General features: G+C 64.6%; 11 protein-coding genes and 2 pseudogenes. 4 read left to right on the top strand and 9 right to left on the bottom strand.

The window, feature by feature from the left end; translation table 11 throughout:
• Positions 1–302: pseudogene (locus tag BLR03_RS23260) on the bottom strand (hypothetical protein); the annotation flags it as partial.
• 318 nt (positions 303–620) lie between these two features.
• Here BLR03_RS23260 and BLR03_RS23255 point away from each other — a divergent pair.
• Positions 621–1112: a GNAT family N-acetyltransferase gene (locus BLR03_RS23255; RefSeq protein WP_091256872.1), complete on the top strand. Its 492-nt coding sequence runs from the start codon at positions 621–623 to the stop codon at positions 1110–1112.
• 251 nt (positions 1113–1363) lie between these two features.
• On the opposite strand, the gene BLR03_RS23250 is transcribed toward BLR03_RS23255, so the two are convergent.
• Positions 1364–1666 (bottom strand): putative quinol monooxygenase, encoded by a 303-nt coding sequence (locus BLR03_RS23250; RefSeq protein WP_091256875.1) that lies wholly within the window; start codon positions 1664–1666, stop codon positions 1364–1366.
• Between the two features lie 119 nt (positions 1667–1785).
• Between BLR03_RS23250 and BLR03_RS25125 the strand changes: the two genes are divergently transcribed.
• The gene (locus tag BLR03_RS25125; protein WP_254788673.1) at positions 1786–1887 is read left to right on the top strand and encodes a hypothetical protein; all 102 of its coding nucleotides are present in this window, start codon (positions 1786–1788) and stop codon (positions 1885–1887) included.
• A gap of 267 nt (positions 1888–2154) precedes the next feature.
• Here BLR03_RS25125 and BLR03_RS25120 read toward each other — a convergent pair whose 3' ends face one another.
• Both BLR03_RS25120 and BLR03_RS25115 read right to left on the bottom strand, forming a co-directional pair.
• Positions 2155–2571 carry a hypothetical protein gene (locus BLR03_RS25120; RefSeq protein ID WP_091256870.1) on the bottom strand — a complete coding sequence of 139 codons (417 nt, stop codon included), beginning with the start codon at positions 2569–2571 and terminating at the stop codon, positions 2155–2157.
• Positions 2572–2740: 169 nt separating this feature from the next.
• Positions 2741–3010, bottom strand: a pseudogene (locus BLR03_RS25115) (DUF4192 domain-containing protein); the annotation flags it as partial.
• A gap of 581 nt (positions 3011–3591) precedes the next feature.
• On the opposite strand from BLR03_RS25115, the gene BLR03_RS23235 reads away from it, so the two are divergent.
• Both BLR03_RS23235 and BLR03_RS23230 read left to right on the top strand, forming a co-directional pair.
• Positions 3592–4734 (top strand): globin domain-containing protein, encoded by a 1143-nt coding sequence (locus BLR03_RS23235; RefSeq protein ID WP_217639847.1) that lies wholly within the window; start codon positions 3592–3594, stop codon positions 4732–4734.
• Entirely contained in the window at positions 4721–5236 is a 516-nt protein-coding gene (locus BLR03_RS23230) for a DivIVA domain-containing protein (protein ID WP_091256865.1), read from the top strand. Before BLR03_RS23235 ends, BLR03_RS23230 begins: the two co-directional genes overlap by 14 nt.
• Positions 5237–5694: 458 nt before the next feature.
• Here the strand turns inward: BLR03_RS23230 and ppk2 are convergent, their stop codons facing one another.
• From ppk2 to BLR03_RS25245, 5 genes are all read right to left on the bottom strand, one after another.
• The gene (gene ppk2, locus BLR03_RS23225) at positions 5695–6627 is read right to left on the bottom strand and encodes a polyphosphate kinase 2 (RefSeq protein ID WP_091256864.1); all 933 of its coding nucleotides are present in this window, start codon (positions 6625–6627) and stop codon (positions 5695–5697) included.
• Positions 6628–6842: 215 nt separating this feature from the next.
• On the bottom strand, positions 6843–7340 hold the full coding sequence (locus BLR03_RS23220) for a hypothetical protein (protein ID WP_091256862.1): 498 nt from the start codon (positions 7338–7340) through the stop codon (positions 6843–6845).
• A 258-nt stretch (positions 7341–7598) separates the two neighbouring features.
• On the bottom strand, positions 7599–8513 hold the full coding sequence (locus BLR03_RS23215) for a CPBP family intramembrane glutamic endopeptidase (protein WP_091256860.1): 915 nt from the start codon (positions 8511–8513) through the stop codon (positions 7599–7601).
• A 169-nt stretch (positions 8514–8682) separates the two neighbouring features.
• Positions 8683–9243 (bottom strand): flavodoxin domain-containing protein, encoded by a 561-nt coding sequence (locus BLR03_RS23210; protein WP_091256858.1) that lies wholly within the window; start codon positions 9241–9243, stop codon positions 8683–8685.
• 1112 nt (positions 9244–10355) lie between these two features.
• Positions 10356–10808: response regulator transcription factor (locus BLR03_RS25245; RefSeq protein ID WP_217639846.1), on the bottom strand; the 453-nt coding region annotated here is incomplete at its 5' end.

Here is a 10808-nt window from a genome sequence, read left to right as displayed (position 1 = left end):
GCCAGCCAATAGATCCATGGAACGTAGCGGCGGGAAGCGAACTGCAGCACGAGCGAAGCGGCCAGGCCGCACCCACCCATGCCCAACGCCACGGCAGGGTCGAGGTGGTGGACCAGGAAGTCCGACGTGGTTTCGCCCATCCCGGTTGTGAGCACCTTGGCGACCCAGAACCAGGCCGTGATTTCAGGAACCTTGACCCCGACCCGGCGTGCGCGAGCCCGTCCGGGGGCTGGCACCCCTGCCTCCTGCACCCCGGACGCGGCGCCGATGCGTGAAATGTCCTGCTGTCGGGAATCTGTCATCCCGTGATTGTGCCCCATCATCCCTATCGTTACCTGAACATGACACTGCCTCATCCGCCGCCGGGGCCGGCCTGGCGGTTCGCGCCCGACCCGCAGCACGTCCGGCAGCCCGAGTCGCGCGAGACGTGTCGGCAAGAACCGGGAGCAGTGAGGCGTTCTGAACGATCAGGTTTAGCGTCGGGACGGTCCGGGCGCCGCTGTTGAGCCTCGTCCGCTCCGCGGGATATCGATTGCCTCCGTGTGCCTTCCCCGCAGGCGCACGATGCCGGACACTATGTTCAACGGTGTCGCCCGCGCACCGGGGAAGGCAACGCCGTCATGAACGCATTAGTCACCTTGGTTGCAGTAACCGGACTCTATAACTCCGCCCCGGAACGCATCCGTGTCCGGCCCCTGGAACCCGATGATCTTCTCGAACTGGCCAATCTGCACCGGCACGCCTACGCCGACCGTCCCGGACAGGGTGCGGGAGACCCGGCGTGGATCGGTCCATCCATGGACGAGGGCCGCGGCACCGCCGAGGCAGCGTCCCTCGTAGCTTCGGGACCGGACGGTCACATCACGGCCGCCATCATCATCACCGAACGCGACGGCGAAGCAGTCATCGATGAGCTTTTCACACACCCGGACCACCGCCGCCAAGGCCTGGCCGAAGAACTCCTGCGACACTGCATGTACCTCCTACACACCCTGGGCCGCCGCACGGTCACAGTCACCGTGGCGGACAACAACCCAGCGGCGATGGCCCTGTACCTCTCCCGGGACTTCCGCCGCCTCACGGACGATGACCCCGAATCTGACTACGACTGAAACCCGGTCGGAAGCGGCGTTCCCGTCAGAGACCCACGGATCCAGGCGTACTCCCCCAGCCGTGGGCGCCTCGTTGGTCGCGGCCGGCCGGAGCGGAGGTGTCCACATAAGGGAGCAGCCACGGTTGAGGTGACACTCCGGACGGCCCGGCCCAGCCCGTTGTAACCCGTTCTTGCGGCAGCCAGGACCGTTCGACAGAGCCGACAACCACCGCGCACAGAAAGCTGCCGCTGAACGCTGCGTTGGTCGTGTCAGTCGCGAAGCGGCGACCCGGCAACCTCGAAGCGAAATCCTCCGAACGTACCGGACAGGAGCGGACGTGCGGCCGTGATGGATGCCTGGACCTCCGGCAACGCGAGGGAAGACTGATGCGCCTCCTCGCTCTCCCACAACTCCACTACAAACACGGTGTCTGGGTCGTCGTCGTTCACGCCAACCTCGTAAGCAAGGCAGCCGATCTGCCGGAGGGTCTCGTTGCGCCGAGTCAGATGACGCACCAACTCGTCGCGCTTACCAGAGACGGCGCCAAGCGTTCCCACATTCGCAAAGGTCATAGCCACACCGTAGTAGAACGACGCGACATTCACACTGCCCGCAAGCCGGTCCCCCACCGCGGCACCATCCGCCCGCGCAGGTCTTCGGTTACGCCCGGGTCTCCACCAACGAACGGGACCTGGCAGCGAAGCGCAAGGCGCTTGCGCATCTCGGCGCCCCCAAGGACATCATCAATCGCGACCACGGCGTGACCGGAAGGAACACGAATGGCCGGGACTGAACGACGCCCTGGCGCCTGTTCGGGCCGGCAGCACCCTGGTCTTCACCAAACTCGATCGGTCCGCCCTGCCGCTACCCAATGCTCGAGACCATCATCGAAGTCATGACGAAACGTCCCAGGAAATCCGGCTGCCAACAGGGATGACCATGAGGTTTTGAACCCAAGTCATGCAGTTCCACGCGCTCACGGCCATGAAGCAGTACGCAGCAACATCGCTGGCCACGTCAAGAGAAGAAGCCGCCAGCCCGCAACCACTACCAACAAAAGTCAGTCCCGCAGGGGCCCGTAAAAGGAAATTTGTACACATTCAGACGCCCACAAGCTCCTGAAGACAGAGGGACCGGCTGCGCTGAGCACGCCCGCCAGCTTGAAAATCCGGGCGGCAAAGCTGGACTTGCCTTTGAGCCATTCCAGCCAGCCGATCAAGCACAGCATCGGGGCGCGCTGTCCTTCGGGGGTTGCCTTCATCAGTTCGAACGCGACTTCCTGGGCGGTGTCCACGCGGGCCCAGCCGGGACGGCCCGGGAACACTCCGAGCATGACGGACGTGAATTGATCCGGTGCACTGGTGATGACGTCGGTCATCAGGCAGTCCCGGGCGGTGGGGTGCTGGAATGCTCCTGCAAGTTCCTGCGCGGTCCGGGCCGTCAGGAACTTGCAGGGTTCCCCAGCACCTGGGCCCACTCGTCGCGGCTGTTCTCCAGACCTTCGGGCCAACCATCGGGCGGTAGGCCGCGATGGCTTCGCGGGTTCCCGCGTCCCCGGTAAACGGTGCGGGTTCGGTGAATCCGCTGACGTTGCCCCCGGCGTGGATCAGGGCAGCGTTTCCGGTGCTGCTGGTGATCGCGTCCAGGGGTTGTTCAGAACCGCACGGCGGGTTTGTGCGGAGGTAGTTCATCCAGGCTTCGGAGGTGACCATCCACGCGTCCGGCAGCGGCATCCCAGCGGTGTCCCGTTTGGTGCGCAGTGCGGCCACGTGCCCGGAGCAGGAGCGCGGGTCGTCGGAGCTGCTTTCGTCGGTGCAGATCCCGAGAATGCTGCCGGTGGCCGCCTGGTCGGGGTTCAGGTGGCTGACCGGCGTCCGGGCGTAAGCCAGCCGGTCGGTCCCGCACGGGGCGTCCATGCGGAGCTTAGCACCGAGCCGGTTTCCCTGCTTGGTCAGCACGTGGCGGTCTTGCAAACACTCTTCACAACAAACGTCCATCCTTGGGTTGCGTGAAGGCTGGCCGGCGCCTCTTGGGGGCAGGCGCCGACCAGCACTTACAGCGGAAGGGCCGGATGCCTGGTGGGGGTCCAAGCTCCGGCGCCGCTTACAAAGCAGTAACCGCTGGGGAACCCAGAAAGGTTACGCACCAATCGGAATTTCTTTTTCTTCCTTCGGCACCTCTCCCTGAGTGTGCGGGATAAACGCGAGGATGTCGTCGGCGGTGAACGTCATGGAGTCGGTCACGGTTGTGTGTCCTGTTCCGATGACGTGGCGGGCGGGGAGCGGTGTGCTGGCCTGTTGGTGCCGGCACGGTTAAGGTGACGGGAGTCGGGTTCCGGTCGGCGGCATGGGCGCCGAAACCTGTTGGACCCGTCCACCAGCAATGGGGTAGGTTGGCCGAGGTGCTGTGGGGGGCCCGCTCCGCCGGAACCGGCGGAGACCGACCCCGACAGAAGGGCCTTTCGATGGATGCCGGTGGGCTGAAGAGGACTTGGTCCATGGCGGCCGCGCTCGGGGACGAAGTCCCCCTGTACTTCTACTCGCACTTATTCCTGTCCCACCCGGAGCTACGCGAAATGTTCCCGGTCTCGATGGCCGGCCAGCGGGACAAACTCTTCGCCGCCCTCGGGCACATTGTGAGCCACGCGGATCAGATTGACGAGGTCGCCGGGTTCATCGGCCAACTCGGCCGCGACCATCGCCGCTTCTCCGTAAAGCCGGAGCAGTACTCGATGGTGGGGGCTTCCTTCCTGGCGACCCTGCAGAAGTACCTCGGTCCGGAATGGACCGACGAGGTGGCGCAGTCGTGGGCCGAGGCGTATGGACTAATCGCCAAAGTCATGGTCATGGCCGCCGAGGAGGCATCTGATACTACGCCGCCGTGGTGGGAAGGCGAGGTCACCGCCGTCGAGCGCCGCAGCCTGGACGTCACGGTCCTGGAGGTCCGCGTCGCGGACGGCTTCACGTACTCGCCGGGACAGTCGGCCGCGGTGGAGGTTCCCTCACTCCCGCGGACCTGGCGCTACCTGAGTCCTGCCAACGCCCCCCGCGCCGACGGCACAATCGAACTGCACGTCCAACTGATCCCCGGCGGCCTCTTCAGCACCGCTGCCGTCCGCCGGACCAAGGTGGGCGACACGGTACGCATCGGCGCCCCCGTAGGGGACCAGCTCGCCCTCGAGGGTTCGCGGGACCTGCTCATGGTTGCCGGCGGGACCGGGCTCGCCCCGATGGCCTCGATAGTCGACGCCGTGGGGCAGCAATGGACCGAGCGCGGCAGCGGGCCGCGGGTGGACCTCTTCCACGGGGCGCGGGTCCCGTGGAACCTCTACGACCAGCAGCGGCTCGCCGAGCTGGCCTCGAGGGAGCCGTGGTTCAGCTACCACCCGGTCGTCTCCGACGACGCGACCTTCCCCGGCGCCCAGGGCTACGTGGGCACCGTGGCTGCGGCACACCCCGATGCGCCCCGGCGTCTGGCCCTCGTGGCCGGGTCGACGGCGATGGTCGGGCACACCGTCCGCGAACTCGTCGCGGCGGGCACGCCGCGCGCCCACATACGGTACGAAGACTACGCAGGCGTCGAGGACAATTCCTCGGCCACCGGTGAAGACCAGGAAGAGGTATACCATGAGCACCGCTAGTCCAGAAGGCCGCATCAGCCCTTCCGACATCCGCAACGCCTCGTTCGAGGTGGTGGGACGCGGGTACGACCAACAAGCCGTCCACGAATTCCTTCGGACTGTTGCCGAGCAACTCGAGGCGGACCAGCACCAGTCTGGCGCGGCAAGCCCCACGGCCAAGGACGAGATGGTCAAGGTCATCACGCAGGCGCAGATCCTCGCGGAGAAGTTCGTGTCCGAGGCCGAGCAGTATTCGAAGGACCTCGTAGCCAGCGCCCGCACCCAGTACAGCGAGATCCTGCGCAGGGCCGAGGACTCCGCGGCCACGCGGCAGGCAGTTCCGGTGCAGGCGGCCACGGCGGCTGGCTATACCGACCCCATTCAGGAGATCGAGTATGTCCGCACCTACACCAAGGTTGCCCAAGTCCAGCTGCGCGCCGTGATCGATGCCCTGGCCGAGCAGGTGGACCGGCTCGGCGACCTCCCCGTGGCCCGCGCCGACCGCCGCGACGAGAACGGCTAGCAACCAGGCCCTAGGCCTTGGCCTCGGCGCGCCTCGCCTCCGCGGACAGCGCGTCGGAAGACGCCTCCGTCGAATCCGCCCGCGCCCATCGACTGGCCGAACTGGCCGAACTCACCGAACTGAAGCGCAGACATGCTACCCGCCCTCTGCCGCAGAAAACGCAGTAGTTGCTGTCGTCCCGGAAACAACCGAACCACGCTCCTCCATCCAGCAGCAGCCGAACCAGCAGTGCCACCACCGGAGCTTCACGCAACCCCAATTACCGTGAAGCGGGCCGGTCTGCACCGTTACTCATGCCTTCCTCTGATGCCGCGGTCAAACGGACGGACCGGTTCACATCAGCGTCACCGCGGTCATTCCGGGTGGATTCCAGCGATCGACGCGCCGCCCGCTGGTTTTGCGGGGGATGCTGGGAGCCTGGCAAACGCTATGCGGGTTCCCGCGAATGGCGAGGCGCCTCAGTCGCCGACTGCCTCGCGGCCGCGGCGCACGATGAGCGGGTCGGCGTCGTGGACCACCGAGGTGTCTTTGCCGTCGTAGTCGAACTGGTTGAGGAAGAAGCGCATGGCGTTGATCCGGCCCCGCTTCTTGTCGTTGGACTTGATGGTGATCCACGGCGCATGGTCCGTGTCGGTGCGCAGGAACGTCTCCTGCTTGGCCGCCGTGTAATCCTCCCACCGGTCCAGAGAAGCCAGGTCCATCGGCGAGAGCTTCCAGCGCCGCACGGGATCGATCTGCCGGATCGCGAAGCGGGTGCGCTGCTCATGCCGGGTCACCGAGAACCAGAACTTGGTCAGGTGGATGCCGGAGTCCACGAGCATCCTCTCGAAGAGCGGTGCCTGCACCATGAACGTGTCGTACTCCTGTTCGGTGCAGAAGGCCATGACCCGCTCGACATTCGCCCGGTTGTACCAGGAGCGGTCGAACATCACGATCTCCCCGGCCGACGGCAGGTGCTGGATGTAGCGCTGAAAATACCACTGGCCCTGTTCACGGTCGGAGGGTTTGGCCAGCGCCACCGCCCGGGCCGAGCGGGGATTCAGGTGCTCGGTGAAGCGTTTGATCGTTCCGCCCTTGCCGGCCGCATCCCGGCCCTCGAAAACGATTACATTCCGGAGCTCCTGGTCCTGGCCCCAGTACTGGAATTTCAGCAGCTCAACCTGCAGCCGATATTTCTCCAGCTCGTAGTCCTCACGGGACATCCGTTCCTCGTAGGGATAGCCCTCCCGCCACGTCTCCACGGCCGAACCTCCGGGATCGATCAGTTCCGGGTCCTCGCCCTGTCCGCCGCGCACCGAGTAACCGAGTTCAACGAGATGGTCTATGGCGTGGCGTAGATTGTCCCTGACCCACGATTGGTCCCCTGGTGTCCACTGCGCGGCCTGCGACATCCGGCTCTCCTTCCGGCCTCGACGAACCGTCGACGGCATTCTAACAGGGCGACTCGGCGAGCCGAAGACCGCCGGAACACCTTGCCGTCGGTTTCCGCAGAGAACAACGGGTGATGCCGGTGCACGGGATCGTTGGTGCAGGTCATGGCAACTCCTGGGCCGTAAAGGTCACCGGCATGGACACGTACAGCCCGTCGCGGAATTGGAGGACCGGCTCACCCGGTGCCCTCGCTCAACTGCGTCTCTGCAGGGCGGCGCCTTGCACGCAGAATCTGGACCAGGCTTCGAGGGAAGTCCTTGGTCATCAGCCAAGCCGCGCCTGCAGCCATCACCGGGTTGGGCAGGGTCCATATTCCCAGGGGCGTGATGAGCAGCAGGAACGCGACCGCCAGTGCGAGGCCGATCTTGACTTTCCATCCGTGACTGAGAATCAGCAGTCCCACAGTGAGCTCGCCCGCCGCTGCCAGTGCACCGAAACCTTGCGGGGAAAGAGTCACGACGTTTTGGAACACCCACACGTAGAAAGGGACCAGCGGATCATCGGTACCGAGTGTCACGAACAACTCCGGTGCCACCAGGCTCCATACAAGATTTACCGCCACCGCCATGAGGATGAAGAAGACGCCAAGGAAGATCCGGGCGGCCGGGGGCTTCCACAGGCTCAGAGCAAGGAATGCCGTGCAAAATACAAGCCAGGGGATCAGCTGTTCCATTTCTTTGCCTCCGGACACTAGGCCACTTAGCGGCAGTTACACGCTGGCCCACTGAAAAGCCAGTACGGGAGTGCTGGTCCGTTGTTAACTGCGGCCTCGCATTTCACCGCCCCCACTGCCGGGCCAAGGCAAAACTGCCGGCGACCCGGGCCCGCAGCGAAACTGGGCGCATCCAGGCCGATCAATGACGACATCCCACCCGCGTTCAACCGTCGCCGGGTGCTTGTTCCGGGGTAGTCCGGACCATCCACGGACCTGTCACTCACGGAACCTTGCTTTGTCCGCGTCCTCCCCTTGCAACTGCTGTTGCCTCCTGCGCCGCAGCCGCCTGTGTGCCAGCCAGATCGAAGCCGCCATGAGACCCAGCACATCGGCGAAGCCGAGGATGGCGGCCCAGGGCAGCTCGATGTCTCCGGTGTTGAGGTTGTTGAAGAAAGAACCCAGTGGGGTAAGCAAGGGCCACAGCACAAGGACGTTGCGGGTCAGAGCGAACGCGACCGCGTAGACGGTACCGAGCCCGAAGAGGAAGACCATGCCCTCACCGCTCATCCCGTACCCAATGTGGTACCCGGCGTAAAGTGCTGCAGCGATTGCTATGCCGGGGGCCCGGCCGAAGCTGGCACTGAGGCGAGTCTGGACGAAACCGCGGAAGAACACGGTCTCGAAGGCGCCCACGGTCAAAGACATGACAAGCAGAGGCACCCAGCCAACCGGTTCCGGCAGCGGATACCCGAAAAGTGTGATGGCGAACTGAATGGACGCCAGAATCAGTCCCAGGGCTACCGCCGGCTTCCAGTTACCCAGCCACAACCCCAGGTCGGACAGCGGCCGTCCCCGCCTAACGGTGTACAAGACGGGGCCCGCGACCCCCAGGACCAGTCCTGCACCAAAGCAAAGGAACAGGCCCGGCACGTTCGTGACGGTGAATACGGTGAAGGCCACACGGAACAGTGCGACGACCGCGAGGTAGAGGGCCGCCACCATGATGAGGTCCAATTTGTCGACTCCCTGCCGGCGCCAGTCCGCAGGGCCGGAAATCACGGCCAACAAGAGAGCCGAGGCGGGCACGACCAGGCCATAGACCGTCAGGTCAAGGACCGCTAACAATGACATCGCCGCAACCAGCCAGATGGACCACATCCAGGTGCGCCAGTTTTCAACCCGAACGGTCATCAGGACCGTCCTTTCGCTCTTACTTCATGGTTTGATGCCGGTAGGACGCTCCTGGGCGGTGGCTTTAGGCGCCTGCCCTGACATGTCCGGAGCGTTCACTAGGCGTGTCCGGTCTGGCCCCGCCGGGTTCGGCCGAAATCCTGCTTCACCGCCGGGACACCTCGGGAACTCAATCCTGTCGAAATTTTGCCGTGACGTTGCTTGGAGACGTGGGCGAGGCAGGTTTAGCGAGTTGGGCTGTAAGTTGATCCGTCCACGCGTCGACAGCCCCCCAGTCCCGCAAGTCTCCAAAGCGACCGCCGGTGACCCGGAACAAGACCCGGAGCGGCGCCGGCATCTGGCCGGCCTCGTAGACACCGGAGAAGACTTTGTGGCCGCGAAGCGGAACCTCCTGGAACTGAGCTCGTTCCAGACGCTTCTGTTGCAGCGCCGCACCGCGCTTCCGGAACGGCTTGGGCAGCGCTTCGGACATCCCCACGCTGAACGCCCAAACCGGTCGCTTGGCCAGCTCGGGCCCATGGTGGGTGAAGAACAGCACCGCCGGGGGCAGCCACGCCTGATTGTGGATGGCGCTGCCGACCACTACAGCCCCGTATCCGGAGACAGACTTGACCTCCTCCACCGACCGGCACTCAACCTCGCCCAGTGCAAGCGCCATGCGGGAGGCCACATGTTGAGCTATCTCTCGGGTGGAACCCAGTGCGCTTGCATAGGCAACAAGAACAGTCATGGTTGAGTCTCCTGCCTTCTTAGCTCCAGTCTCATGGATCCTCTGCCGGCTGGAACCTGCCATAAGTCCCGGCACGGGCTCAGGAAGAGGACGAGTGGAAACAGATGCGGGAATTCGTCGCCGAGCGTCTTCCTATATCTACCCAGATCAGGCTCGTGTTCCTGATTGCCTGCCGACAGTGGGACGGCAAAAAAGCTGTCGCTGAATGCGGGAAACAAAAACTCGAAATTAGATGAGAGCTTCCTGCGTGGAGCTCTCTGGGTGGAGATCATTCCGGGACCGATTCCAAGCTTTCCGGTGGATGGATGAGAACGTCGGCTTGCTGCATGCCGGGGGCCGATCGAAGTGATGGTCAATCGGTGGATGGTTCAGATGCTGTCGCACGGAGTGTCCACGCCTTACATCAACGTCCTGCGGGACCGTGGCGGCCCGCGGCCACGCGGGAAACCGGGCTCCTGCCACCAGCGGCCCGATGGGTGCTCACCCAATCCTGACCGGGCTCTTGACGATGCGTCGAATTGGTGCAGGATCGGCGTGCAGGGCCTCAACCGCCGTAGTCATGTAAGTCCGGATGTGACCCGCTCATACGTTAGTGACCACGGGTCCCTCCCCCGAGAGGTCTGTCCCCAGCCGTCCTTAGTCAGATCCCGCTGCAGTTCTTCCAGCGCCGCCGTCATCCCCGGAGCCCATTGGTCTTGAGGGGAAACCGGGCCGACCGATCCTACAACGGGAAAGGTCGAGCTTTTGTACCGGGTTCTCCCGTCAATCTGGCCCACAAAACGCCGCTGGGTGCTTCCGTACTGGGACCCAAGGGTTGTCAGGATCCTGGCCCACCATGAGGTATCGCCTACATCATCCAGAGCTACGGTGAGGGTTTCTGCAGGACGGGTCATCCACCAATGGTTACTCCGGGACTACCCCGTGTAAAGGCTTGCCGCCCAGGCCGGACTCGTGGTGTTTCTCCGAGGTTCCGGTCAACGCCTCCGCAGGGGGTGGACGTGGAGGAAAAAGGCCCCCTGGGCGTTTTATCCGGTAAAGGAGCAGCGCCAAGTCTTTTTGCCCCGGCGTGCGCCCAAGGTGCAGCGGAACTCGTGTTCCCGGGATCCGGGCTCCTAAGCCGTGCTCGGCAGCAGGAGGGATCCCATCTGACCGGTTCGCGTGGCGGCGAGGGCGTGGGTAAGTCTGTCGACGTCGGCCGCCCGCGCTTCGTCTGTGGGCGGCAAGGTGGGGGCCTCGCTGGTGCAGTTCAGCAACGCGGCCGTGACTTCGGCGACCAGATCCGGGAACCGGCTGTTCCGGTAGCCGCCGTCGGCGGGGTCGTCCGGGTGATTCAGGGTTGTGGTGACGAGCACGGCGGCCTGGGTCCTGCGCGCCATGCCGAGTTTCATCAGGATGGTCGAAACCATGTTCTTCACGGTCTTTTCTGCCAGGAACATCTCCTGGCTGATCTGGCGGTTGCTCAGCCCCTTCGCCAGGCCGATGGCGGCCGTCATTTCCCGCTTTGACAGTCTCTGGAGCCTCTCCTCCGGCCCGTGCGGCCCGGGCAGGGAGAACGGGGCCACCAG

The organism is Arthrobacter sp. ok909 (assembly GCF_900104405.1).
GTDB classification, from domain to species: Bacteria; Actinomycetota; Actinomycetes; order Actinomycetales; family Micrococcaceae; genus Arthrobacter; species Arthrobacter humicola.
This window is presented reverse-complemented; position numbering and strand designations above follow the sequence as displayed.

Coding starts and splice junctions, on each gene's coding strand:
- BLR03_RS23255 (WP_091256872.1), top strand. CDS start 621: ATGAACGCATTAGTCACCTTGGTTGCAGTAACCGGACTCTATAACTCC.
- BLR03_RS23250 (WP_091256875.1), bottom strand. CDS start 1,666: ATGACCTTTGCGAATGTGGGAACGCTTGGCGCCGTCTCTGGTAAGCGC.
- BLR03_RS23235 (WP_217639847.1), top strand. CDS start 3,592: ATGGCGGCCGCGCTCGGGGACGAAGTCCCCCTGTACTTCTACTCGCAC.
- BLR03_RS23230 (WP_091256865.1), top strand. CDS start 4,721: ATGAGCACCGCTAGTCCAGAAGGCCGCATCAGCCCTTCCGACATCCGC.
- ppk2 (WP_091256864.1), bottom strand. CDS start 6,627: ATGTCGCAGGCCGCGCAGTGGACACCAGGGGACCAATCGTGGGTCAGG.
- BLR03_RS23220 (WP_091256862.1), bottom strand. CDS start 7,340: ATGGAACAGCTGATCCCCTGGCTTGTATTTTGCACGGCATTCCTTGCT.
- BLR03_RS23215 (WP_091256860.1), bottom strand. CDS start 8,513: ATGACCGTTCGGGTTGAAAACTGGCGCACCTGGATGTGGTCCATCTGG.
- BLR03_RS23210 (WP_091256858.1), bottom strand. CDS start 9,243: ATGACTGTTCTTGTTGCCTATGCAAGCGCACTGGGTTCCACCCGAGAG.